At 37.2% G+C, this 23,276-nt stretch carries 27 protein-coding genes; 20 read left to right on the plus strand and 7 right to left on the minus strand.

Annotated elements, in window-relative coordinates; translation table 11 throughout:
* The first annotated feature begins 12 nt into the window (after positions 1 to 12).
* Entirely contained in the window at positions 13 to 798 is a 786-nt protein-coding gene (locus tag ILT06_RS00915) for a glucose 1-dehydrogenase (RefSeq protein WP_064474535.1), read from the plus strand.
* Between the two features lie 196 nt (positions 799 to 994).
* Here the strand turns inward: ILT06_RS00915 and ILT06_RS00920 are convergent, their stop codons facing one another.
* A complete protein-coding gene (locus ILT06_RS00920; RefSeq protein ID WP_000451449.1) occupies positions 995 to 1,489 on the minus strand; it encodes a CarD family transcriptional regulator in 495 nt (164 codons plus the stop codon).
* A gap of 255 nt (positions 1,490 to 1,744) precedes the next feature.
* Here ILT06_RS00920 and ILT06_RS00925 point away from each other — a divergent pair, with 255 nt between their 5' ends.
* A complete protein-coding gene (locus ILT06_RS00925; RefSeq protein ID WP_000533808.1) occupies positions 1,745 to 1,981 on the plus strand; it encodes a DUF2553 family protein in 237 nt (78 codons plus the stop codon).
* Between the two features lies 1 nt (position 1,982).
* Positions 1,983 to 2,165 carry a sporulation protein Cse60 gene (locus ILT06_RS00930; RefSeq protein WP_000621752.1) on the plus strand — a complete coding sequence of 61 codons (183 nt, stop codon included), beginning with the start codon at positions 1,983 to 1,985 and terminating at the stop codon, positions 2,163 to 2,165.
* 34 nt (positions 2,166 to 2,199) lie between these two features.
* Here the strand turns inward: ILT06_RS00930 and ILT06_RS00935 are convergent, their stop codons facing one another.
* Positions 2,200 to 2,427: a DUF3973 domain-containing protein gene (locus ILT06_RS00935; RefSeq protein ID WP_033659785.1), complete on the minus strand. Its 228-nt coding sequence runs from the start codon at positions 2,425 to 2,427 to the stop codon at positions 2,200 to 2,202.
* Positions 2,428 to 2,851: 424 nt separating this feature from the next.
* Between ILT06_RS00935 and ILT06_RS00940 the strand changes: the two genes are divergently transcribed.
* Together ILT06_RS00940 and ILT06_RS00945 are read left to right on the plus strand one after the other, a co-directional pair.
* Entirely contained in the window at positions 2,852 to 3,283 is a 432-nt protein-coding gene (locus ILT06_RS00940; RefSeq protein WP_064474536.1) for an SRPBCC family protein, read from the plus strand.
* Positions 3,284 to 3,607, plus strand: a complete 324-nt coding sequence (locus tag ILT06_RS00945) for an ArsR/SmtB family transcription factor (RefSeq protein ID WP_000098837.1) — start codon at positions 3,284 to 3,286, stop codon at positions 3,605 to 3,607.
* 32 nt (positions 3,608 to 3,639) lie between these two features.
* Here the strand turns inward: ILT06_RS00945 and ILT06_RS00950 are convergent, their stop codons facing one another.
* Both ILT06_RS00950 and ILT06_RS00955 read right to left on the minus strand, forming a co-directional pair.
* A complete protein-coding gene (locus tag ILT06_RS00950) occupies positions 3,640 to 5,076 on the minus strand; it encodes an MDR family MFS transporter (RefSeq protein ID WP_064474537.1) in 1,437 nt (478 codons plus the stop codon).
* A 242-nt stretch (positions 5,077 to 5,318) separates the two neighbouring features.
* Positions 5,319 to 6,590: a BaiN/RdsA family NAD(P)/FAD-dependent oxidoreductase gene (locus ILT06_RS00955; protein ID WP_000558876.1), complete on the minus strand. Its 1,272-nt coding sequence runs from the start codon at positions 6,588 to 6,590 to the stop codon at positions 5,319 to 5,321.
* A 265-nt stretch (positions 6,591 to 6,855) separates the two neighbouring features.
* On the opposite strand from ILT06_RS00955, the gene ILT06_RS00960 reads away from it, so the two are divergent.
* Positions 6,856 to 8,508: a putative polysaccharide biosynthesis protein gene (locus ILT06_RS00960; RefSeq protein ID WP_222654767.1), complete on the plus strand. Its 1,653-nt coding sequence runs from the start codon at positions 6,856 to 6,858 to the stop codon at positions 8,506 to 8,508.
* 41 nt (positions 8,509 to 8,549) lie between these two features.
* Positions 8,550 to 9,278 (plus strand): pseudouridine synthase, encoded by a 729-nt coding sequence (locus tag ILT06_RS00965; RefSeq protein ID WP_001234944.1) that lies wholly within the window; start codon positions 8,550 to 8,552, stop codon positions 9,276 to 9,278.
* Between the two features lie 81 nt (positions 9,279 to 9,359).
* On the opposite strand, the gene ILT06_RS00970 is transcribed toward ILT06_RS00965, so the two are convergent.
* Positions 9,360 to 9,581 (minus strand): DeoR family transcriptional regulator, encoded by a 222-nt coding sequence (locus ILT06_RS00970; protein WP_000805512.1) that lies wholly within the window; start codon positions 9,579 to 9,581, stop codon positions 9,360 to 9,362.
* A gap of 357 nt (positions 9,582 to 9,938) precedes the next feature.
* On the opposite strand from ILT06_RS00970, the gene pepV reads away from it, so the two are divergent.
* From pepV to ILT06_RS00990, 4 genes are all read left to right on the plus strand, one after another.
* Positions 9,939 to 11,345, plus strand: a complete 1,407-nt coding sequence (gene pepV / locus ILT06_RS00975; protein WP_064474539.1) for a dipeptidase PepV — start codon at positions 9,939 to 9,941, stop codon at positions 11,343 to 11,345.
* 219 nt (positions 11,346 to 11,564) lie between these two features.
* Entirely contained in the window at positions 11,565 to 12,110 is a 546-nt protein-coding gene (thpR, locus tag ILT06_RS00980) for an RNA 2',3'-cyclic phosphodiesterase (protein WP_064474540.1), read from the plus strand.
* A gap of 137 nt (positions 12,111 to 12,247) precedes the next feature.
* On the plus strand, positions 12,248 to 14,389 hold the full coding sequence (gene pulA, locus ILT06_RS00985; protein WP_064474541.1) for a type I pullulanase: 2,142 nt from the start codon (positions 12,248 to 12,250) through the stop codon (positions 14,387 to 14,389).
* A 227-nt stretch (positions 14,390 to 14,616) separates the two neighbouring features.
* A complete protein-coding gene (locus ILT06_RS00990) occupies positions 14,617 to 15,414 on the plus strand; it encodes a phosphotransferase family protein (protein ID WP_002008769.1) in 798 nt (265 codons plus the stop codon).
* Between the two features lie 3 nt (positions 15,415 to 15,417).
* On the opposite strand, the gene ILT06_RS00995 is transcribed toward ILT06_RS00990, so the two are convergent.
* Positions 15,418 to 15,696 (minus strand): YtzH-like family protein, encoded by a 279-nt coding sequence (locus tag ILT06_RS00995; protein WP_001122236.1) that lies wholly within the window; start codon positions 15,694 to 15,696, stop codon positions 15,418 to 15,420.
* Positions 15,697 to 15,924: 228 nt separating this feature from the next.
* Between ILT06_RS00995 and trmB the strand changes: the two genes are divergently transcribed.
* Together trmB and ILT06_RS01005 are read left to right on the plus strand one after the other, a co-directional pair.
* Positions 15,925 to 16,578 (plus strand): tRNA (guanosine(46)-N7)-methyltransferase TrmB, encoded by a 654-nt coding sequence (gene trmB, locus ILT06_RS01000; protein WP_063262108.1) that lies wholly within the window; start codon positions 15,925 to 15,927, stop codon positions 16,576 to 16,578.
* Between the two features lie 69 nt (positions 16,579 to 16,647).
* The gene (locus ILT06_RS01005; RefSeq protein ID WP_088047657.1) at positions 16,648 to 17,502 is read left to right on the plus strand and encodes a YtnP family quorum-quenching lactonase; all 855 of its coding nucleotides are present in this window, start codon (positions 16,648 to 16,650) and stop codon (positions 17,500 to 17,502) included.
* A gap of 149 nt (positions 17,503 to 17,651) precedes the next feature.
* Here ILT06_RS01005 and ILT06_RS01010 read toward each other — a convergent pair whose 3' ends face one another.
* On the minus strand, positions 17,652 to 17,963 hold the full coding sequence (locus ILT06_RS01010) for a PepSY domain-containing protein (RefSeq protein WP_000118541.1): 312 nt from the start codon (positions 17,961 to 17,963) through the stop codon (positions 17,652 to 17,654).
* 148 nt (positions 17,964 to 18,111) lie between these two features.
* Here ILT06_RS01010 and ILT06_RS01015 point away from each other — a divergent pair, with 148 nt between their 5' ends.
* The 7 genes from ILT06_RS01015 to ILT06_RS01045 all read left to right on the plus strand — a co-directional run bounded on the left by ILT06_RS01015 (position 18,112) and on the right by ILT06_RS01045 (position 23,225).
* Positions 18,112 to 19,185 (plus strand): M42 family metallopeptidase, encoded by a 1,074-nt coding sequence (locus tag ILT06_RS01015; protein ID WP_064475080.1) that lies wholly within the window; start codon positions 18,112 to 18,114, stop codon positions 19,183 to 19,185.
* A 115-nt stretch (positions 19,186 to 19,300) separates the two neighbouring features.
* Positions 19,301 to 19,810, plus strand: coding sequence for a DUF84 family protein (locus ILT06_RS01020; protein ID WP_088047656.1), 510 nt, complete (start codon positions 19,301 to 19,303; stop codon positions 19,808 to 19,810).
* 83 nt (positions 19,811 to 19,893) lie between these two features.
* Positions 19,894 to 20,208 carry a thioredoxin family protein gene (locus tag ILT06_RS01025; RefSeq protein WP_000838193.1) on the plus strand — a complete coding sequence of 105 codons (315 nt, stop codon included), beginning with the start codon at positions 19,894 to 19,896 and terminating at the stop codon, positions 20,206 to 20,208.
* A gap of 78 nt (positions 20,209 to 20,286) precedes the next feature.
* Positions 20,287 to 21,099 (plus strand): DUF1444 domain-containing protein, encoded by an 813-nt coding sequence (locus ILT06_RS01030; protein ID WP_000784602.1) that lies wholly within the window; start codon positions 20,287 to 20,289, stop codon positions 21,097 to 21,099.
* Positions 21,096 to 21,710, plus strand: coding sequence for a YtpR family tRNA-binding protein (gene ytpR / locus ILT06_RS01035; protein WP_001006767.1), 615 nt, complete (start codon positions 21,096 to 21,098; stop codon positions 21,708 to 21,710). Before ILT06_RS01030 ends, ytpR begins: the two co-directional genes overlap by 4 nt.
* Before the next feature lie 173 nt (positions 21,711 to 21,883).
* Positions 21,884 to 22,228: a thiamine transporter gene (locus ILT06_RS01040; RefSeq protein ID WP_088047655.1), complete on the plus strand. Its 345-nt coding sequence runs from the start codon at positions 21,884 to 21,886 to the stop codon at positions 22,226 to 22,228.
* A gap of 40 nt (positions 22,229 to 22,268) precedes the next feature.
* On the plus strand, positions 22,269 to 23,225 hold the full coding sequence (locus ILT06_RS01045; protein WP_222654768.1) for an N-acetylmuramoyl-L-alanine amidase: 957 nt from the start codon (positions 22,269 to 22,271) through the stop codon (positions 23,223 to 23,225).
* Positions 23,226 to 23,276: the final 51 nt, after the last annotated feature.

Below are 23,276 nucleotides of genomic sequence, written 5' to 3' on the forward strand. Positions count from 1 at the left end.
GGAGGTATTGAAATGTATAGTGATTTAGCTGGAAAAGTTGTCGTTATTACAGGGTCAGCAACTGGTCTTGGAAGAGCGATGGGAGTAAGGTTTGCTAAGGAGAAAGCAAAAGTAGTAATTAACTATCGCTCACGAGAGTCAGAAGCGCATGATGTATTAGAAGAAATTAAAAAAATAGGCGGAGAAGCGATTGCTGTAAAAGGGGATGTGACAGTTGAATCTGATGTTGTGAATCTCATTCAATCTGCTGTGAAAGAGTTTGGTACGCTTGACGTTATGATTAATAATGCAGGGATAGAAAACGCGGTCCCGTCGCATGAAATGCCGTTAGAGGATTGGAATAAAGTAATCAATACAAATTTAACAGGTGCTTTTTTAGGAAGCCGTGAAGCGATTAAATATTTTGTAGAACATGATATTAAAGGTTCTGTTATTAATATGTCGAGTGTTCACGAGAAAATTCCGTGGCCACTATTCGTGCACTATGCGGCGAGTAAGGGCGGTATTAAACTAATGACAGAAACGTTAGCGTTAGAGTATGCACCAAAAGGTATTCGAGTAAATAATATTGGGCCAGGTGCAATAAATACGCCAATTAATGCCGAAAAGTTTGCTGATCCTAAAAAACGTGCTGACGTAGAAAGTATGATACCGATGGGCTACATTGGAAAACCGGAAGAAATTGCAGCAGTCGCAACTTGGCTTGCTTCCTCAGAAGCGAGTTACGTAACTGGAATTACGTTATTTGCAGATGGTGGAATGACTTTATACCCGTCGTTTCAAGCAGGGCGCGGGTAATATAAAAGGGCAAAGAGGTTTATCCCGCTATTTGCTGGGCAGTAAGACCACCACCTCAAAATTCAGCGGAAGCAAAGAAGTTAGGTGGGAGCTGATAATTAGTGGGGGATGAACAAAACCCCCACTGATTAAAGTTTTACTCTATCTCTTTGTCCTTTTTTCTGCAAAAAAAAAATAGCGGTCGGCTATTTTAAATTTAATGATTAATTGTATCTTGAAGAAATTCTGTTGCTTGATGTTCAGAAACATTTTGCACAAGTGCAACTTCGCTAATCATCATTTTGCGTGCATTATCTAGCATTTGTTTTTCGCTCGCATTTAATGCTCTCTCTTTATTACGGCGAAGTAAATCGCGAACAACTTCTGCGCTATCTTGCAGATTGCCGTTTTTCATTTTTTCCATATTCATTGTATATCTCTGTTTCCAGGAAAGTGATGTGTCTGATTCCCCGTTTTGAAATTCAAGAAGTATACCATCTAACGTACCTTTATCTACGATATAACGAATACCTGATTTTTGTAATTGATCCATAGGAAGCATTATTTGCATGTCTTTACTAATGATACGTATCACACAATATTGACGTGTTGTTCCTAATATTTCTTTCTCTTCAATGGCTTCGATGACTCCTGCGCCGTTCATTGGATAAACGATTTTATCGCCAATTTGAAACAAATCATCCACCTCCATATGTGGTAACCAATTTTAATGATAGCACATATGAGTAAAAATGTCAAATTTTATATAATACCATAATGTTTATATTATAGTCAATAAGTAAAAACTCTTTTTTTTATATATTTTTTTGCTCTTATTTATTGATGATTTTTTTTGAAAAATAGTACAGGCGAAGAAAGAAGGCATATCCACTTATTTTTAAGCATAAAATGTAAAATCGCTAATACAATATACCTAAATCCGTTCTTTGTAGAGGAGGGAGAGAAGGTGGGGCGCACAATAAGAATTGATATTACAAATAAAGTTGTAGCTAAATTTAGACCGGATTATTTGGAATTATATACGAGTAAATTTATGATAGGTAAGTTTTATGTCTATACTGAAGGTAAACAATATGTGTTAGAAGACGGATATATATATGAAGATGGAAAATTTTATCGCATCATAGATACGCACCGTGGCAATAATCAAGCGGCGGAGGGCTGCGATCTAGGATGGTGTTAACATGATTCGTGTGAAAGTGTTTGATGAAAGTCACGAAAAAGACTTAGAAGACGCTGTAAATGTTTTTTTGAAAAAGATTGATGATAGTAATTTTGTAGATATTAAGTACCAAGTCGGTGTTTCCATTAATGATGACGAAAACCAAATTTATTGTTTTTCAGCGATGATTGTTTATAAAACATAAAAAAGAGCTGGGTGAGCCAGCTCTTTTTTATGTTTTATGTTGGGACGACATGTGTCGGTAATACGTTCATAATAGATTGGGGTGTGCCTAATTTCTTTGTCGTTAAAAGAGGCTCCCCAGTTTCATGATTTTGGGCATCTGTACACATACCAAGGTGATAACGATCACCTAAAAATGGATCAATATAAAAACCGTTTTTGAATACTTTATCATTCGGATGTTTTTCATGATGAATGTCAGAGCAGTTAATGCAATAGAACATAGCTTTCATCCCCTTTTTATGTTTGTTTGAAAAAAGTGAGTCGGTAGTCATTTCGCTCCTAAGGAAATGTTGAGGAGAAGAGAAATAACTACCTACTCAAATGGTGGGCATATTCCTTCTGATTTTTCATATCTCGCGTAGTGTCTCTGAGGGAAGGAGGAGAGACGAAATACGCATGATATACGTAAGGCGCTTCTTTCAAGATGAATGATGGAGTTTCATGTTGAGAGAAGTTTTTATTTTTTGTTGCCTTTGTGAGTATATTATGAGGAAATGCTCAGAGGGTGTTTGTCCTGTTGAAAAAATGTTGAGAATTTCTCAACATTAAAAAATAACTAGCGTTGACATGAAACTAAAAGGTGTTATATTATCGAAGTGTAACCAAAAGGTGTTATATTTAATTGGCGAATAAAGGAGAATGAAAATGGAACAACAAAATACATTAACTGATATTAAACAAACGATCGTTTTTAACGCGTCTATTCAAAAAGTATGGAATGTAGTATCAACTGCAGAAGGGATTGCGTCATGGTTTATGCCGAATGATTTTGTATTAGAGGTAGGACATGAATTTCATGTGCAATCACCATTTGGCCCATCACCATGTAAAGTGTTAGAAATTGATGCACCAAACCATCTATCTTTCTCATGGGATACAGATGGCTGGGTCGTTTCATTTACTCTGAAAGACCTAGGAGATAATAAAACAGAATTTACGTTAATTCACGGCGGCTGGAAACATCCTGATGAAATTCTTCCGAAAGCGAATGCGAAGAGCTCTATTATTCGCGATAGAATGAGCGGAGGCTGGGTAGCGATTGTAAATGAAAAACTGAAAAAGGTTGTTGAAGGCTAAGTGTCCTCATCAGCAGCGAAATATGATGTATTTCAAGCAATTGCTGACCCAACCCGCCGAGAAGTAATACGGTTATTAAGTGATAAAGAGTTACCGATTTCCAAAATAACGGATCATTTTCCGATGAGCCGTACTGCGGTTGTAAAGCATCTTCATATTCTTTCAGAAGCGAATTTAGTAAGCGGAAGAAAAAGCGGAAGAGAGAAGATATATCGTTTGCATCCAGAACCATTAGAGGAATTACAACAGTGGCTCTCATATTATGAACGTTTTTGGGATAATAAATTGTCCATGCTGAAACATATTGTGGAGAATGAAGAGTAAAAAGAGGATGACCGAAATGGTCATCCTCTTTATTATTGCTCACTTGTTTGTGTAGCTGGTTTTAATAAAATCCAAGCGATAATTAGTGTAAATACTGCTAATACGAAAGTACTCATATAAATGACGTGTACACTTGATGCTAATGCCTCTTGCGATTCGGTTGCTACATTTGCTGTAGTTCCGCCGTGTCCACCAGATACAAGGTCAAGATTTTTAATGCCGCGTGCGTGAATCATCGTATTGAAGATTGTTCCAAAGATTGCAGCACCTAACGTTTGACTAAATGTATTAATAAATGTGTTTAAACCAACGGCTGTTCCTCGTGTATGAGCTGGTACGGATGCTTGAATTGTTACCATATAAATTGGTGTCACAAGCCCCATTCCTAATCCGAATAATCCGACTGCTACATAAATAAGGAACGATGGTGAATTTGTTGATAATGTAAATAATAAGAACGTAGCCACTGATAAAATGCTAGCTCCAAGTAAAATGATTTGTTTCGTTTTTAATTTTCCTACTAAGTTACCAGAGAAAATAGCGCCAAATGTCCACATAACAGGGATTGGCATTAAAATAAGTCCGGCTTCTGTCGCATTTTTTCCTAATACACCTTGGCTCCAAATTGGCAGGTACATTGTAATGCTAATGATCATCGCGCCAGCAATAAGCGTTAATATGTTTATCGTAGATAATGTACGGTTAGAGAAAAGTGCTAGCGGAATTAATGGTTCCGGAGATTTTTTCTCGATAAATAAGAAAATAATGAATGAAACGACGGCGAAGATTAGTAGGCCGATAATTGTTATGTCTCCCCAGTTTTGCTTGCTGCTACCTGTTAATAATGCATATAGTAGAGCGATCGTACTTAATGAGAAGACTGTTGCACCAAGATAGTCGATATGGTGTTTAGCTGGCTTAATAGATTCTTTGTAGTAAATTACAATCATTAAACAAGCGATAATTCCGAATGGAACGTTTAAGAAGAAAATATAACGCCAAGATAGGGAATCCACTAAAAATCCACCTACTAACGGTCCGATAACACCAGATACACCCCAAACGGCACTCATCCAACCTTGTGCTTTCGCGCGGTCTCTCGCTTCGCTATATAAGTCTCCAATAATCGTCATTGTGATCGGCATAACAGCACCAGCACCTATACCTTGAAGAGCACGGAAGAAAATTAATTGTTCCATTGACGTAACGATTCCGCAAAGCGCAGAACCGATTAAGAAGATTGTAGCTCCGATGAGTAAAACTTTTTTACGGCCGAATAAATCAGCTAGCTTTCCGTATATTGGAGTCGAAACAGCTGTTGCAAGCATATAAATTGCATATACCCAACTAACAAGTTCGACGCCTGACAAATCACTCGTTATACGAGGGATCGCTGTACTAACAATCGTTCCTTCTACCGCAGAAAGAAACGTCATTAGCATTAAAGACATCATGACTTTTTTTCTCATATTTTTTCCCCTTACCCTTTTTCAAATATTCAACAATATAAAATATAAAGGTACTAAGGTATATAAAGCAACAAAAAAGCAATGGGAAGTTACGTGGAGCGGATATTTGTCGCTTCTTGTCGGTAAGTCGATAAATTCGGGAAATTGCCGATATAAGTTGAAGAATCGTTGATAAATTCGGGGAATCGCCGATATAATTTCATGTACCTATAAAAAAAGAAACAGGAATCCCTGTTTCTTTTCTAGTATTGCATTTTCGCGTTTTCTCCAGCTGTTGTTCCGGCAATTCGACCAGTAACGAGAGCAGATGTAATATTATAGCCGCCAGTATAACCGTGAATATCAAGAACTTCTCCGCAGAAATATACGCCGTTCGTGAATTTAGAAGACATTTCTTTCGGGTTAATTTCTTTAACGGATACACCGCCGCCAGTAACGAATGCTTTTTCAATTGACTGCGTACCATTTACATTCACAGTAAACTCTTTAAAGTCTTTCACAAGTGCACGAATCTTCTCGTGAGAAACTTGTCCAGCTTGTTCACTACCGTCAATTTCATTTTTTTCTAATAAGAATAGGAAGTAACGTTCAGGTACATAACCTTTTAAAACATTTTTAATTCCTTTTTTCGGATCTTCTTTCATTTGTTTCAGCATGCGCTGGAATAGTTGTTCACTATTTTCTTCAGGCAATGCATCGATGCTCATTTGAATCGTGTTCGTTTTAAACTTTTTCAGTGCTTTCACGACGAATTGGCTACAACGAAGAGCGGCAGGACCGGATAGGCCGAAATGAGTGAAGAGCATGTCCATTTTGTGAGAAATGATAGCTTTTCCTTTCGGGTTTAATACGCTTAAGTTTACATCGCGTAAAGCAAGACCTTGTAAGGAGCGGTCACGAATAAATGGTTCGTTTGAAAGGATTGGTACTTCTGTTGGGAATAGTTCTGTAATTGTGTGACCAGCTTTTTCAGCCCAAGCATATCCATCTCCAGTAGAACCAGTTTGAGGAACAGATTTTCCGCCAACAGCGATAACGACGTGATTCGTTTCTAACACTTCACCAGTTTGTAGTACGACTGCTTTCGTTTGACCGTTCTCATATTCAATCGTTTCAACAGGTGTATTTGTACGGATTTTTACACCTAAGTCTTTTAATCGTGTTAAAAGTGCGTCTACTACTGATTGTGCTTTATTTGATACAGGGAACATGCGACCATGATCTTCTTCTTTTAGTTGCACGCCAAGCTTTTCGAAGAATGTAATAATATCTTCATTATTGAAAATAGAAAAAGCGCTGTATAAGAAGCGACCGTTTCCTGGTATATGTTTAACGATTTCATCAAGTGGTAGACGGTTCGTTACGTTACAACGACCACCACCAGAAATCGCAAGTTTACGTCCTAGTTTATTTCCTTTATCAAGAAGTAAGACACTTGCGCCTTCTTCTGCAGCACCGATTGCAGCCATTAGCCCAGAAGGCCCGCCGCCGATGACAATAACATCATAATGCATAATATATCGACCCCATTTTCTACATTTCCTGCCTAAAAGAATAGCATGTTTTCCCTTAAAAGAAAAATAGAGTGAAGTACTGCTTAAGGAGAGAATTGTGGTACAATACAAAAGTTAGAGTTCAGCACTATCCTGCTATTTGTGGGCAATAAGACTAAAACCTTAAGATATAAGAGAAATAAAAAGGGTATTTGGTAGCCTGTAAATACTCGAATAGTTCAACTAATTATAGTTTCACTTTATGTAGATGTAGGAGGATTTTTGTATGTCCGATTCGAAATTTCTGCGCGGAACGCTTATTGTTACGTTAGGGACATTTTTAGTAAAGTTCTTAGGCATGATTTACGTCTTTCCGTTTCATGCATTAGTAGGTACAGAAGGCGGAACGCTCTATACATATGGATACATTCCATATACGATCTTTTTAAGTATTGCAACGGCAGGGGTGCCGCTTGCTGTTTCCAAATTTGTTTCCAAATATAATGCGCTTGGCGATTATAAAACGAGCCGGAGAATGTTCCGCTCGGGAATGGTTATGATGATAGTAACAGGAATTCTTTCGTTCCTAGTTCTATACATGACAGCGCCACTGTTTGCAGAAGCAATGCTTGGTAAACAAAGTATACACAGTAATGTAGAAGAAGTTACGACGATTATTCGTCTTGTAAGTTTTGCACTTATTGTTGTACCAGCAGCGAGTTTAATTCGTGGTTATTTCCAAGGTCACCAATCGATGGGACCGACTACTGTTTCGCAAATTATTGAACAAATTATTCGTATTGTCTTTTTATTAGCGGGTAGTTTTATCGTTATTAAAGTACTTGGCGGTACAGTTGCAACAGCAGTTGGGGTAGCGACATTTGCTGCGTTCGTTTCAGCAGTTGGAGCGCTCGGTGTACTCATTTGGTACTGGTTAAAACGTAAAAAACATTTGGATCAATATTTAATTGAACAAACTGTACCAGAATCGACAGTGAGTACGGTTCAGTTATTTAAAGAATTATTTGCATATGCGATTCCTTACGTTGTAATTGGGTTAACAATTCCTTTATATCAACAAATTGATACATTGACATTTAACTCAATTATGCAAGCGATTGGCCAAGGTGATATCGCAGAGCGAGCGCTTGGTATTTTCACAATGTGGACGCATAAATTAATTATGATTCCTGTATCGCTTGCAACAGCGTTTAGTTTAACGCTTGTACCAGCGATTACAAAATCATTTACTGAAAAACAATACCGTTATTTAAAGTTACAAATTACACAAACATTCCAGGCAAATATGTTCTTAACATTGCCAGCAGTTGTCGGTATTTCAACACTTGCATATCCAATCTATACTGCGTTCTATGACTCAGATCCACTAGGTGGACAAGTATTAATGTGGTATGCACCGGTTGCGTTGTTATTCGCTTTATTTACAGTAACAGCAGCAATTCTGCAAGGAATCAATCAACAAAAACATGCGATTGTCGCGCTTATTATGGGTGTTATTTTGAAATTCGTATGTAACGTAATCTTTATTCGTTATTTCGGTACGGTTGGAGCGATTTTAGCAACAGCGGTCGGATTCTTAGCTTCCGTATGGTATACGAATCGACAAATCAAAAAACATGTACACTATTCGTTTGGTGTTGTATATAAGAGAACTTTCCAAATTGCAGTATTAACACTTGTAATGGTCATTGCTGTAAAGTTATCACAATGGATTCTGTCCTTCATGATCTCGTCTGATGGCCGAATGGGTGCTCTTATTACAGTTGTGGTTTGTGCAGGTATTGGTGGTCTTGTGTACGGATTGTTAGCAATTCGCACAGGAGTACTTGAACGAGTGTTTGGCGGAGAAGCGTTAGAGAAAATCCAACGTAAACTTGGCAATAGATTCAAAATAAAGATGAAATCAAAAGGGGCGTAATTACGTCCCCTTTTCTATGATAAATAAAGAAGGTGAAAAACGTGAGATTAGATAAATTATTAGCAAATATGGGATATGGAAGTAGAAAAGAAGTAAAGAAATTATTGAAAGACGGCGTTGTAAAAATTGACGGAACGCCAGTGAAAGATGCGAAGGTTCATGTAAATGTAGAAGAGCAAGAAGTTATGATTCACGGAGAAGTTGTGGAATATAAAGAGTTTGTTTATTTAATGTTGCATAAACCACAAGGCGTTATTTCAGCGACGGAAGATGATAATCATGAAACGGTAATAGATTTATTAGAGTTAGAAGATGCAATCTTTGATCCGTTCCCAGTTGGACGACTTGATATTGATACGGAAGGTTTCTTATTAATAACAAATGACGGGAAGTTATCACATCAATTGTTATCTCCGAAAAAGCATGTGCCGAAAAAATATTATGCACACGTTGCAGGAGTAGTAACAGAAGAGGATGTAAAAGAGTTTGCTAAAGGTGTTATTTTAGATGATGGCTATGAAACAAAGCCAGGTGCACTTACAATATTAAAAAGCGATGAGATTTCTGAAATCGAGCTTGTGATTACAGAAGGAAAGTTCCATCAAGTGAAGCGTATGTTTGAAGCGGTAGGGAAAAAAGTAGTCTACCTAAAGAGAACAGAGATGGGACCATTAGTATTAGATGAAGAGCTAGAACTTGGACAATACCGAGAGCTATCAGATGAAGAAGTAGAAATGTTAAAAACATATCAAGTAGATACTGAGAAATAGTGCTGTTTTTGGCGCAGAAAAGACCCCTTTCTAATGAGTTAGAAAGGGGTATGTATTTATTTACATACAATTATTTTTTCATTATGAGGTCATTCTCACTTTCTTTCCTGTTGTTGTCCACTTACCGCGGCAAGGGCTATACACGAGTTCATTAAACTGCAACACATTTAGATCACGTTGTATCGTTCGCGGTGTGATCCCGAACTCATCTACAAGGTCTTTCGTCGTTACCGTTCCGTTTTCATTGATGTACATATAAATTGATTTAATGCGTGTTAGCATACGAGTAGTTGTAGGTTTCAAGAGAAAACCACTCCTCTACTAGTTTTTTTGACCCCATTCAGGAAAGAAGGTCGTTACTACCATTGTACTCTACATGATAAAATTCATGCTTTAATCTACTTAAATTTTACAAAAGTTTAACAAATATTCATATAGAAAAATATTGGTAGTTGACATTGTATATATGGTCAGTCAACTAAATCATAAAATTCTACGTAAAACGCCAAATTCCTGCAAATTTTTTTGAAAAAATAAAAGAAAAACTAATGAGAAATATCTGAAATATTACAATTGTTCGGTATTTAGTTTTCGTGTATGGCATAAGAGATTTCGGTTTGTTATGATGAAAGAAACAATATAGTGAAGGATGGATGCGTGATGTCAGCGATTAATTGGACAGAAGAAGTTGCAAAACGAAAAGATGATTTAATTCGTGATACGCAACAATTTTTACAAATTAAAAGTGTATGGGAAGAAGAATCGGCGAAAGAGGGCGCACCATTCGGTGAAGGTGTAGAAAAAGCTTTATCTTTCATGTTACATAAAGGGGAAACTGAAGGTTTTACTTCTAAAAATTTAGAAGGATATGCAGGTCATCTTGAAATGGGACAAGGAGAAGATTTACTAGGTATTCTTTGTCACGTTGACGTTGTACCAGAAGGAGATGGCTGGACGACTCCTGCATACAGTGCAGATATTCGCGATGGAAAGATTTTTGCACGTGGTGCAATTGACGATAAAGGCCCAACGATGGCAGCTTATTATGCGATGAAGATTGTGAAAGAATTAGGTTTACCTCTTTCAAAACGCGTTCGTATGATTTTAGGAACAGATGAGGAAAGCAATTGGAAATGTGTAGATCACTACTTTAAAAACGAAGAAATGCCAACAATCGGTTTTGCGCCAGACGCAGACTTTCCAATTATTAATGCAGAAAAAGGAATTTCTGATATACAAGTTGTGCAAAGTGGTAGTGAAGAGAAGAAAGGTACATATGAACTTGTTTCATTTGAATCAGGTCGCCGTTTAAATATGGTTCCTGATTTTGCAGAAGCGATTATTACAGGAGAAGATGTAAATGCTCTTACAGTAGCATATGAAGAGTATTTACAAACTGCTAAAAAAATAGGTGAAGCAATTGTAGAAGGTAATACGGTGACGTTGCAAATTAAAGGGGTTTCAGCTCACGGATCTACTCCGGAGAAGGGCGAGAATGCAGGTTTATTACTGGCAAACTTCTTAACGAAAGTCGCTCTTGATGGAAAAGGTGCTTCGTTTGCATCGTTTGTAACAGAAACATTTACAGGAGATATTTTAGGAGAGAACGCTGGTATTTCTTATAAAGACGATATTAGCGGACCATTAACAGTGAATGTTGGTCGACTTTCTTATACGAAAGAAAAGGGTGGTAATTTAGGATTAAATGTACGTTATCCAGTTACGACTAACTTTGAAGAAATGATCACGAAGTTAAAAGGATATGTTGGTATTCATGGATTTGCAGTAGCAGACTATTCGAACTCTCGCCCGCATCACGTTGATAAAGACCACGTATTAATTCGTACGTTGCAGCGCGTATACGAAGAACAAACAGGTGAAAAAGCAGAGCTATTAGCGATTGGCGGCGGTACTTACGCTCGTTCATTGAAAGCTGGCGTTGCATTTGGTCCGTTGTTCCCTGGAAAAGAAGAACTTGCACATCAAAAAGACGAGTACATTGAAATTGAAGACTTATTAAAAGCGACAGCAATTTACGCGCAAGCAATTCATGAATTAGCGAAGTAATGGATATATAAATAAGAAGAGGCCGTCCCAATACATGTTTTGGGACGGTTTTCTGTTACGCATCGTTTGTTGTTAAGTCGATATTCCTTGTCGAAATGTCGATATAATTTCATTTATTAACGCGACCTTAACTTGGTTAGACTTTTAGAGAAGTTTGATTCTTTTTAATTGAATGAGATAAGAAAGAAAAGCAACAATAGAAAGAAGGAGAAGATGTACATGGAGCTGCATTATTTTGTCGCGATTAAGTTACCAAATCATATAAAAGAAGTGCTGTCTAACTATAAAGAAGAAATGCAGGAGGAATTACCATTTCGTTCATGGGTACATAAAGAAGACTATCATATTACCCTTTCATTTTTAGGTAGTGCGACAGAGGAACAATTAGAAGGAATAAAGAATGGATTACAAACACTTACAGAAACGAAAGAACTATCGTTCACATTACAAGGATTTTCAACGTTCGGTATGGAAGATAGGCCACGTATTTTTTGGTCGAAGGTAAGCGAGAATCCCGATTTGTTCCAGTTACAAAAACAAGTACATGCTATTTGTGAAGAGAATGGATTTTCTTTAGAAACGCGCCCGTATCATCCACATATTACTGTTGCTCGCAAATGGGTAGGAGAAGAGAAGTTTGATTTAGAACATATAAAGGAAGTGCCTGAAATATCATTTCAAGCGGATACGATTACTTTATACGAATCTCACGTAAAGGAGACACCGAAGTATAAAGCGATTGCTGAAATAAAATTACAAAAATAGAATGTATGAAAACGTTTTTTATACAGGTGAATATACTATAGAGAATAATGTGTTACTGTATAGAGCCTTACTGATAAGAAAAGCCTTATCATTTGCAGCTCGTTTCATTTAACTTTAAGAATGATGGTGATTTTTTTATGTTGAAAGTAAAACGTCCATTTGATGCCTATTTAGATGAAATGAATAAAATTACAATTTTGCTCCCACATGCGTATGGAACAAGCCGGACATTTCGTTTGCAAGAAGGAAGTAACGTGAAAGATTTACCGATTTCTCATACAATTGCGCTTCCGGATGCAACGAAGTATGAGTGCTTTATAGAAGAGCCGCTAGATGTGGGGAAGTATTATACAGTACGAGATGAACGGAATGAAGAAACAGATTTACAAATAGGTGCTGTCATAAGAACAGTGATTTTCGATGAAAAGTATTATTACGAAGGTACAGATTTAGGAGCCGTGTATCAAAAAGAAGCAACGACATTTAAAGTATGGGCTCCAACTGCGAGGCTTGCGAAAGTAAGGATTTATAAAAGTGATAAAGAATATACCGATCATGAAATGCATAGAGGAGAAAATGGGGTTTGGACTCATACATTACAAGGCGATTTAGCCGGAGCAAAGTATACATTTCTTGTTTGTATTAATTTAATATGGAATGAAGCGGTGGATCCTTACGCAAAGTCAGTGACTGTAAATGGGAAGTACGGCGTTATTATTGATTTGGAAAAGATAAATGTAACAAAACGAGAGCAATTACCACCATTACAGGCAATGACAGATGCCATACTGTATGAACTGCATATTCGTGATGCTACGATTCATCAGGGCAGTGGAGTGAGTAAAAAAGGAACGTATAAGGGGCTAATGGAAGAAGGAACAACAGGGCGAAATGGGACGTTAACAGGCTTGTCCTATATAAAAGATTTGGGTGTTACACATGTTGAATTATTGCCTTTATATTGTTTCGGTGGTGTAGATGAGGCGAATCCTTCCTCTGCATATAATTGGGGTTACAATCCGTTATATTACAATGCGCCAACGGGATATTATGCTACAGACCTCTCTGATCCGTATAACAGGATAGTAGAGTGTAAAGAGTTGATTGAAACATTTCATGAGCACGGCATTAGGGTAATTATAGATGTTGTATATAATCATGTGTATGAAAGAGAGCTATCATCATTTGAAAAGCTTGTCCCAGGATATTATTTTCGTCATGGTGAAGATGGTATGCCTTCTAATGGGACTGGAGTCGGAAATGATATAGCATCTGAACGGAAAATGATGAGGAAATTTATTGTAGAGTCTATTTTATATTGGCTTACTGAATACAATGTTGATGGATTCCGATTTGACTTAATGGGAATTTTAGATGTTGATACAATGAATATAATAGAAAAAGAAGTGCGAAACATAAAGCGAGATGCATTGTTATTAGGAGAAGGGTGGGAGCTACAAACACCACTTCCTGCTGAAGAAAAAGCAACGTTAAATAATGCAAAGAAAATGCCGCATATTGCGCAATTTAATGATCAATTTCGTGATGGGATAAAAGGGAGTACCTTTCATATAAATAAGCGTGGTTTTGCATTTGGTGGGCATGTAGACTGTAATCATTTGCAGTATATAGCATCGGGAAGTCTTTTGAGTATGAAAGAAACAGGTCTGTTTCTAGAGCCTGTGCAAAGCATTAACTATGTAGAATGTCATGACAATATGACGATGTGGGATAAACTAATGCGGAGTAATGAAGAGCCAGAAGAGATTTTGAAAAAACGTCACCTTCTAGCGAGCGCAATGGTGATTCTTTCGCAAGGCATTCCTTTTTTACATGCTGGGCAAGAGTTTTATCGTACGAAGCAAGGAAATGAAAATAGTTATAATGCAAATGATGAAATTAATCAATTAGATTGGGATCAAAAAGAGGAAGAGATAGAGACCGTTAACTATATAAAAGGTTTAATTGCGATTCGCAAAGAGCACAGAGCATTCCGATTACAAAACGCAGACCTTATAAAAAAACACATGACTTTTTTGCAAACATCTCCAGAAGTACTTGCATATCACCTAGAGCATGCAGAATCATTTGGACCGTGGAAAGAGATTATAGTTTTATTTAATAGCGGTTTAGAAGCTAAAACGGTGCAACTTCCGAAAGAAGAAACGTGGCATGTGTTAGTAAACGAAAAGCAAGCGAAAATAGAGCCAATTTCTTCATTTAGAGGAAAGGAACTTAGGCTCGCTCCGATTAGCACGTATATATTGACGATAATGTGACAAATCGCTACTTGACGATGAGAATGTAATAAATGTAGAATTGACAAAGGTGACGATTTTGATAAGTTGTCATTCTATGACTGGTTTTGTAAAATAAAATAGAGAATTTTTGGCTTATGCCAAGTTTTCTTTTCATTTACAGTAAAATATATGAATCCACAACATGTGTAGAAATGTTGCGGTTTTTCTTTTCATAACTATAAAAGATAAGGATTTGTTAACGGGTAATGAATATGGAATGGTTGGAACAATTATTAGGAAAAGAGTGGAGTCTTGTACCGGCTGGTGGAGTAACGGGCGATGCGTATATTGCGCAAAACGGACAACAGAAGTTATTTTTAAAGCGGAATACATCGCCCTTTTTAGCGGTATTGTCAGCAGAAGGAATTGTTCCAAAATTACTTTGGACAAGAAGGGTAACGAACGGTGATGTAATTTCTGCTCAAAAATGGCTTCCGGGACAGAAGCTAGAGCCAGAGGATATGAAACTAGAACGTGTTGCGAAACTTTTGAAGAAAATACACTCCTCTAAAGCACTTGTACAGATGATTCAAAGACTTGGGAAGCAGCCGCTTCACGCACAAGAGTTATTACAACAACTGCAACTTGTTTTAAGAGGAGATATAAGGGATGATGAAACAATTCAGCAAGGCCTTCAATATTTAATGGATTCATTAAAAGATATTGAATACAATGAATTCGTTGTATGCCATTGTGATGTGAACCATAACAACTGGATATTGTCGGATGAAGATGAGTTGTTTTTAATTGATTGGGATGGAGCCGTAATTGCTGACCCAGCTCTAGACCTCGGTATGTTATTATATTGGTACATTCCGCGCCATGAATGGAGCGAGTGGCTCGAATATTATGATATTGAAATGGATGAATCGCTGCTTAGGCGTATGAGATGGTACGTAATAGCACAAACGATTTTGTCTATGCAATGGCACACAACAAAAAAACAGCAAGCAGAAGCTGAATATTGGCATCAATATTTACAGCAACTACTTGCTTCAGAGTAATACTTAAGAAAAATTGTCCATTCCAGCAATCCACTGAGTAAGTTGTTCTTGATTATTGGAAATGTGGTTGTCCAAATTAGAGGAAGATTTACCCGATTGACTATAAGAATATACATCGTTTAGCATTGCTTTAGCGTCACTACTTATACTATCGTTTGCGAGTAACGATTGAATGAGACGCTCTAATTGCTCGCATTCAGAAACTGTCCCGCAACAATCACTTTGGTGATTGACTAAAATATCTTTCAGCACTTCTAATTGATGTTGTTGATTAATTGGCATGAACGGATCATCCTTTCGATTGTTTTTCTCTTCAAATGTACGAGAAAAAGCTGTTTCGTCATGGAATGTTTAATGCTGTATGTAGTTTTTATCAAAATGGTACATCTTATACTTGAAAGAAACGGACCGAGTGCTCGTACGTACTTGGTTTTTTGTTTGGGAGATTGATTAAAACAGAGAGAAGGAATTATTCCTTTAAAATAGCTATGTAAAGAGAGGGAGACATCTATGCGTTTAAGACATAAACCATATGCAATGGATCGAATTAATGAGTATTCACATATCGTAATCGGAAACCCAGAGGAGCGCGCTGGTAACTGGAAAGAAGTATTTGGAAATGAACAACCAATTCATATTGAAGTAGGTACAGGTCGTGGCCGCTTTATGTATGATATGGCAAAAGCAAACCCACATATTAATTATATTGGAATTGAAAAATTCACAAGTGTTGTTGTAGATGCACTTGATAAATTAATTGAAGAAGAAGTACCGAACTTAAAGTTAATTAATAAAGATGCTGAAGATTTAACAGTTTTCTTTGCAAAAGGTGAGATTGATCGCGTTTATTTAAACTTCTCAGATCCATGGCCAAAGAAACGCCATACGAAGCGTCGTTTAACGTATAAAACGTTTTTACGCAATTATGAAGAAGTGTTAGTAGAAGGCGGAGAAATTCATTTCAAAACAGATAATCAAGGTTTATTTGAATACTCTCTAATGAGTATGGCTGAGTATGGTATGTTATTAACTTACCTGAGCCTAGATCTTCATAATAGTGATTATGAAGGAAACATTATGACAGAATACGAAGAGAAATTCTCAAGTAAAGGTCATCGTATTTACCGAGTTGAAGCAAAATATCGCACAGAGCCTATGCAGTAATGCATAGGTTTTTTGTAACTAAAATAATCGGAATTTTATGTTAATATTGAAAGGAAAGGGGGATGAAAAATGGAACAGTTACAAATTGGAGATATAAAAGTGACGTGGTTAAAAGGCGGGAACACACATTTAGATGGAGGAGCAATGTTTGGTGTTGTACCGAAAGTACTTTGGTCACGTAAATATAAACATAATGATACAAATCATATTTATTTACGAACAGATCCGTTACTTTTGCAAACGAAAGACGGTAATATGCTCATTGATTCCGGAATAGGGAATGGTAAATTGAATGAGAAGATGAAGCGAAATCAAGGTGTAACAGAAGAGTCATCGGTTTATAAATCATTAGAAAAACTAGATTTAAAACCTGAAGATATTCAGTACGTCTTAATGACACACCTGCATTTTGATCATGCATCTGGTTTAACGAAATGGGAAGGTGATCACCTTGTACCATCGTTTCCGAATGCAAAAGTGTATGTAAGCGAAACAGAATGGAATGAAATGAGGAACCCAAATATCAGGTCGCGCAATACATATTGGAAGGAAAATTGGGAGCCGATTGTAGATCAAGTTGTTACATTCCAGCAAGAAATAGAAATTACGGATGAAATAAAAATGGCGCATACAGGTGGTCATAGTGATGGACATGCAGTTATTGCTTTAGAAAGCAAAGGTGAAACGATGCTTCATTTAGCAGACCTATTGCCGACGCACGCACATCAAAATGTACTATGGGTGATGGCCTACGACGATTATCCGATGACATCGATTGAAAATAAGCAAAAGTGGATGAAGTACGGCGCTGAAAACGATGCTTGGTTTACGTTTTATCATGACGCATATTACCGTGCAGTAAAATGGAATGAGGAAGGGCATATTGTAGGAAAAATAGAGCGGAAAACGAGTGTAGAAGCATAAAAAAGGGGAGGTTGTTCCAGCAGTCTGTTGGAGCAGTCTCCTTTTCGTTTTTTGTCGGTAAGTCGATATATTCGGAAAATCGCCGATATAATTTCAATTACTATCCACAATTAAAAAATAAGAGGTTCACCTAATGGGAACCCTCCTTTTTATGCTGCTATAACCTCTAAAACAGTACCTGTTTTAGCATCAACTAAAAATTCAAATCGTTCTTGTATATCATCTAACATCGTTGTAAGACCGCCACGATAAACTTCGTATGCGACATCATATTTTTCAAATGTCTCTGGAACCATATGTACCCAAGAGCCAGTAATTTCACCTTTATGACTTAATGCTTGTTTCACCATTTTCAATGCTTTTTCTGAAGAAATATGGGATTGTTCTTGTACTTTGTTTGCAACAAGATAACCAGCTGCGAAACCAACGCCAAGACCTGCAACTAAACCTTTCCAGCTCATATATTCACCTCAATTCTATAAAATAAAAATAGTGTACCAATAATAATTATAAATCAAATACAGCTAAAAAAGAAGAAACTAGAAACATTTCGAAAATTTCGTTACAATAAAAGAGGTATTCTACTAAGGTTTGAAAGAAGGGGACTTCGTGAATAAAGAGACATTACATTTATTTCGTACGTTAACAGAATTACAAGGTGCATCAGGATTCGAACATGATGTACGCCGTTTTATGAAGCAAGAATTAAGCAAATATGCGGATGAAATTGTGCAAGACGGTTTAGGTAGCGTATTTGGTCTGAAAAAAGGGGACGAAACTGGCCCACGTGTTCTTGTAGCTGGTCATATGGATGAAGTAGGTTTCATGGTTACGCAAATTACGAAAAACGGGATGCTTCGTTTTCAAACGTTAGGCGGCTGGTGGAGTCAAGTGTTATTAGCGCAACGTGTACAAGTTATGACGAAGAATGGTCCTGTTATTGGGGTTGTTGGTTCTATTCCTCCTCATTTATTAAGTGACGCGCAACGTGCAAAACCGATGGATATAAAAAATATGTTAATTGATATAGGTGCAGATAGCTACGAAGATGCGATTGAGATTGGTGTAAAACCAGGACAACAAATCGTGCCAATCTGTCCGTTTACGCCGATGGCAAATGAAAAGAAAATTATGGCGAAAGCTTGGGACAACCGTTACGGATGTGGCCTTGCAATCGAATTATTAAAAGAATTAAAAGACGAAACATTACCAAACACATTATACTCTGGTGCGACTGTACAAGAAGAAGTTGGTCTTCGCGGTGCACAAACTGCTGCAAATATGATTCAACCAGACATTTTCTATGCGCTTGATGCAAGTCCAGCAAACGATGCATCTGGTGATAAAACACAGTTCGGTCAATTAGGAAAAGGTGCTCTTCTTCGTATTTATGATCGTACGATGGTAACGCATAGAGGAATGCGCGAATTCATTTTAGATACAGCAGAAACACACAACATTCCGTACCAATACTTTATTTCACAAGGTGGTACAGATGCGGGCCGTGTACATACAAGTAACTCAGGTATCCCATCAGCAGTAATTGGTGTTTGCGCACGTTACATTCATACACATGCTTCTATTTTACATGTTGATGATTATGCGGCAGCAAAAGAACTTATTACGAAGCTTGTAAGAGCAACGGATAAAACGACGTTAGAGACAATTAAGAATAACGCGTAGAGAAGAAGGGCTGAAGAGCCTTTCTTTTTTTTATCGATGAGTGGTGGCCGTGCTCCCATGTATAAAGAGTAATTTGATTAAGGTAAGATGATGAATGTATATAGAGGTGAACGAAATGAAAGTAGTAGTTGGATCGAAGAATAAAACGAAAGTTGGTGCTGTGGAGAAGGTTTGGAAAGATGCTACAATTACATCTCTTTCTGTTCCTTCAGGGGTAGCAAACCAGCCGTTTACAGATGAAGAGACGATGCAAGGAGCGGTTAATAGAGCGAAGCGAGCGCTACAAGAAGGAGAAGCTCAAATTGGTATTGGATTAGAAGGCGGCGTAATGAAAACGGAGCATGGTTTATTTATGTGTAACTGGGGCGCGCTAGCAACAAGTGCCGGTAAAATATTCGTTGCAGGCGGTGCACGTATTACGTTACCAGATGATTTTTTAGCACCTCTTGAAGAGGGCAAGGAGTTAAGTGAAGTGATGGAAGAGTTTGTACAGAGAAAAGATATTCGTAGTCACGAAGGTGCGATCGGTATTTTTACAGATGATTATGTCGACCGCACGGAATTATTTGTACACGTTGTTAAGTTACTTGTTGGGCAATATAAGTATGATGAAAAGCAAGCATAAACCTTGCACCATACGCGATGTATGGTAGTATAAAAGAAAGATTATAACATGAAAAAAAGCACTCGTTAGAGGAGGAAATATAGATGAAATCATTAGAAAGCATGGAGCAATTCCAACAATTGAAAAATGAAGAGAATGTAGTCTTTATGTTCTCAGCAGAATGGTGCCCAGACTGCCGTTTTGTAGATCCATTTATGCCAGAAGTAGAAGAAAAATATAGTGATTTCTCATTTTACTATGTAGATCGTGATGAGTTTATTGATCTATGTGTAAAATTAGACGTATTTGGCATTCCGAGCTTTGTAGCGTACAATAAGGGTGAAGAAACAGGTCGCTATGTAAACAAAGATCGTAAAACACAAGAACAAATCGAAGAGTTTATTGAAGGTTTAAAATAAGGCAATTTGCCAATTGAATTGTAAAACAACCTCTACCTTCGCGGGGGAGGTTATTTTTTTGGAAGGGAGGAAAAAGAGATGAAGATGACAAGTAAAAAGATGAAAGATGAGTTAATGAAGAAATTATCTCGCCCAGAATGGGACTTTCAGTATGATAGCGAGAAAGAAGTTCTACGTATAGAACAGAAAGACTCGAAAAAGGGTATTAACGTATCGCTTCCAGGAGTTGTGGCAAAATGGGAAGTGAATAAAGAAAAAGCAATTGAAGAGGTTGCCTATTACGTACAAGAAGCGTTAATTGCGATGCATAAAGAAGAAAATAGCGCAGCGAAAATTTTACCTGTTATTCGCTCTACTTCTTTCCCGAAACAAGCAGAAGAAGGAAATCCGTTTATTATGACGGATCATACGGCGGAAACACGTATTTACTACGCATTAGATTCGAATAAAACGTATCGACTCATTGATGAGCGTCTATTACAAAAATTAGAACTTACAGAGCAACAAGTGCGTGAAATGGCATTATTCAACGCTCGCTCATTAGGTTATGAATTTAAACAAGAAACAGTAGCAGGGAATACATTCTACTTTTTAAACACAAATGATGGGTATGATGCGACGCGTATTTTAAACGAATCGTTACTACAATCGATGCGTGAAAAGATTTCTGGTGACATGGTTGTTGCTGTTCCTCACCAAGATGTATTAATTATTGCTGATATCGTCAACGAAATCGGTTATGATATTATTGCACAAATGACAATGAAATTTTTTGCCGAAGGGCATGTTCCGATTACATCACTTTCATTCGTATATGAAGATGGGGACTTTGAACCAATCTTTATTTTAGCGAAAAATCGGAAGAAGACAGATGGAAAAGAGAAAGGATGAACGAAGTGAACGTTTTTTACAACCTTGAAGGAATTGGTGACACTCTAATTGTTGCCTTACAAGATATTACTTTAGAGAACCGTACTTTTGATCGCAAAGGAGATGTTGCACGCGTATACGATCGTGAAAGCAATGTAACAGCAGGGTTCAACATCTTTAATGCGTCTTCTTACTTAGAAGTAAAAGAAACAGGTAACCTAACATTAACGAAAGAATTTGTAGAAAAAATCAATGGAATTTTAGCGAAGAACGGCTTTGAAGAAACAGTAGAAGCAGATCTTTCTCCAAAATTTGTTGTAGGCTATGTAGCTGAAAAAGAGAAGCATCCAAATGCTGATAAGTTAAACATTTGTAAAGTAGAAATCGGTACAGAAACATTACAAATCGTATGTGGCGCACCGAACGTTGATGCAGGACAAAAAGTTGTCGTTGCAAAAATTGGCGCTGTAATGCCAAGTGGTATGCTAATTAAACCAGCTGAACTTCGCGGTGTTCCTTCTTCTGGAATGATTTGCTCAGCACGTGAATTAGAGCTTCCAGATGCTCCACAAGAAAAAGGTATTCTAGTATTAGAAGATAGCTTTGAAGTTGGACAAGAGTTCAAATTTTAATTGATGTAAGAAAAGAGAGGTTGTCCTTTTAGACAGCCTCTCTTTTCTGTTGAATCGTGGATATATTCAAAAAATCGTTCATATTATAAGGATGTCACCTTTTTTCTCAAAAACTATATTGTATTTTATAGACAAACTAGTTAAAATTTAGAAAAATAGAAGGGGATAGACGTATGAAACAACAACTAAAAATTGCAGAACTTCTGAAACGAATTGAAACTTCAAAACAACAAGATATCGAGTTAGGTTCCTATGAAATATATGTGTTTAGCGAAAATGAATTAGAAAAAGGACAAATCGGTTACCGATATGATAAACATAAAAATTCATTAATAAGTGAAGAAAGTGGAAAATGGAAAGAGGAATGGATTGTTATCGGATATGAAACAGATATGGGGGATCCAGTTTTCGTAAATGTAGCTGATGATGCTTATCTAGTTTATACTGCAGAGCGTGGTACAGAAACGTGGCAACCCGTTCATATTGGAAATATGGATGAGATTATAAAACAATTATAAGAAAAACTTTGAGACCGGTGCAAAGTGACGGGAGAAAAACATGAAGTATATAAAAATAATGAGCATGATTGCATTCATTGGAATGTATATGGGCGGCTGTTCGCAAGAAGAGCCGAAAAAAGAAGTAACATCTTCTATGAAGGAAACAAATAAAGATAACAAGGAAGACGCACCGGTAGAAAAGCAGCAAGAAGAACAAGAAAAGAAAAAAGAACCGCAAGCAGTTCAAACAAATGAGCAAGTGGAGCATAAACAGGAGGAAGTGCCGGCCGAGGAAAAGAAAGAGGAAGCTACGCCAGTGCAGCCAACTGAGCAACCGCGGCAAAATAATGAACAAAAAGTAGAGAGTAATGAAAAACAAGGAAAGTTTCTTGTTGTTATTGATCCAGGGCATCAACAAAAAGCAAATTTAAATTTGGAGCCGATTGGGCCAGGAGCAACGACGCAAAAATATAAAGTGACAGATGGTACAACTGGTGTTGTGACGAAAAAAAGAGAGGCTGTTCTCGTATTAGAAATGGCTTTCGTATTAAAAGAACAGTTAGAAGCAAAGGGAATCCAAGTATTAATGACGAGAACGTCACAAGATGTGGATATAAGTAATAAAGAACGCGCGACATTTGCGAATGACCATAAGGCGAATTTGTTTTTGCGTCTTCATGCAGATGGTTCTGAAAATCCGAATCAAAGTGGATTTGCTGTATTAACGCCGGCAGAAGGAAGTCCGTACACGAAAGAGATTTATGCTGAAAGTCTTCAAATCTCTCAAACGATTGTAAATAAAATAAGAGAGAATCAGCAGGTGAAAGTAAATGGAATTAAATTCAGGGAGGATCTTTCTGGATTTAATTGGGCAAAAGTTCCTGGCGTATTGTTAGAACTTGGGTTTATGTCAAACCCTGAAGAAGATAAAAAATTATCTGACCCACAGTATGTAAATTCTTTATTGCAAAGTGTAACGGATAGTGTAGAGGAATATCGGAAGAGCAAAGCTTAAACGCAGTCTTACATGTAAGGCTGCGTTTTTCTATATGAAAACACTCGTAAA

This window comes from Bacillus sp. 17RED48 (assembly GCF_019837545.1).
Lineage (GTDB): Bacteria > Bacillota > Bacilli > Bacillales > Bacillaceae_G > Bacillus_A > Bacillus_A wiedmannii.

Bases quoted from the DNA above. Each gene is read 5' to 3' on its own strand.
- ILT06_RS00915 (WP_064474535.1), top strand. From the start codon at position 13: ATGTATAGTGATTTAGCTGGAAAAGTTGTCGTTATTACAGGGTCAGCA.
- ILT06_RS00920 (WP_000451449.1), bottom strand. From the start codon at position 1,489: ATGGAGGTGGATGATTTGTTTCAAATTGGCGATAAAATCGTTTATCCA.
- ILT06_RS00930 (WP_000621752.1), top strand. From the start codon at position 1,983: ATGATTCGTGTGAAAGTGTTTGATGAAAGTCACGAAAAAGACTTAGAA.
- ILT06_RS00935 (WP_033659785.1), bottom strand. From the start codon at position 2,427: ATGTTCTATTGCATTAACTGCTCTGACATTCATCATGAAAAACATCCG.
- ILT06_RS00940 (WP_064474536.1), top strand. From the start codon at position 2,852: ATGGAACAACAAAATACATTAACTGATATTAAACAAACGATCGTTTTT.
- ILT06_RS00950 (WP_064474537.1), bottom strand. From the start codon at position 5,076: ATGAGAAAAAAAGTCATGATGTCTTTAATGCTAATGACGTTTCTTTCT.
- ILT06_RS00955 (WP_000558876.1), bottom strand. From the start codon at position 6,590: ATGCATTATGATGTTATTGTCATCGGCGGCGGGCCTTCTGGGCTAATG.
- ILT06_RS00960 (WP_222654767.1), top strand. From the start codon at position 6,856: ATGTCCGATTCGAAATTTCTGCGCGGAACGCTTATTGTTACGTTAGGG.
- pepV (WP_064474539.1), top strand. From the start codon at position 9,939: ATGTCAGCGATTAATTGGACAGAAGAAGTTGCAAAACGAAAAGATGAT.
- thpR (WP_064474540.1), top strand. From the start codon at position 11,565: ATGGAGCTGCATTATTTTGTCGCGATTAAGTTACCAAATCATATAAAA.
- pulA (WP_064474541.1), top strand. From the start codon at position 12,248: ATGTTGAAAGTAAAACGTCCATTTGATGCCTATTTAGATGAAATGAAT.
- ILT06_RS00990 (WP_002008769.1), top strand. From the start codon at position 14,617: ATGAATATGGAATGGTTGGAACAATTATTAGGAAAAGAGTGGAGTCTT.
- ILT06_RS00995 (WP_001122236.1), bottom strand. From the start codon at position 15,696: ATGCCAATTAATCAACAACATCAATTAGAAGTGCTGAAAGATATTTTA.
- trmB (WP_063262108.1), top strand. From the start codon at position 15,925: ATGCGTTTAAGACATAAACCATATGCAATGGATCGAATTAATGAGTAT.
- ILT06_RS01005 (WP_088047657.1), top strand. From the start codon at position 16,648: ATGGAACAGTTACAAATTGGAGATATAAAAGTGACGTGGTTAAAAGGC.
- ILT06_RS01010 (WP_000118541.1), bottom strand. From the start codon at position 17,963: ATGAGCTGGAAAGGTTTAGTTGCAGGTCTTGGCGTTGGTTTCGCAGCT.
- ILT06_RS01020 (WP_088047656.1), top strand. From the start codon at position 19,301: ATGAAAGTAGTAGTTGGATCGAAGAATAAAACGAAAGTTGGTGCTGTG.
- ILT06_RS01025 (WP_000838193.1), top strand. From the start codon at position 19,894: ATGAAATCATTAGAAAGCATGGAGCAATTCCAACAATTGAAAAATGAA.
- ILT06_RS01030 (WP_000784602.1), top strand. From the start codon at position 20,287: ATGAAGATGACAAGTAAAAAGATGAAAGATGAGTTAATGAAGAAATTA.
- ytpR (WP_001006767.1), top strand. From the start codon at position 21,096: ATGAACGAAGTGAACGTTTTTTACAACCTTGAAGGAATTGGTGACACT.
- ILT06_RS01040 (WP_088047655.1), top strand. From the start codon at position 21,884: ATGAAACAACAACTAAAAATTGCAGAACTTCTGAAACGAATTGAAACT.
- ILT06_RS01045 (WP_222654768.1), top strand. From the start codon at position 22,269: ATGAAGTATATAAAAATAATGAGCATGATTGCATTCATTGGAATGTAT.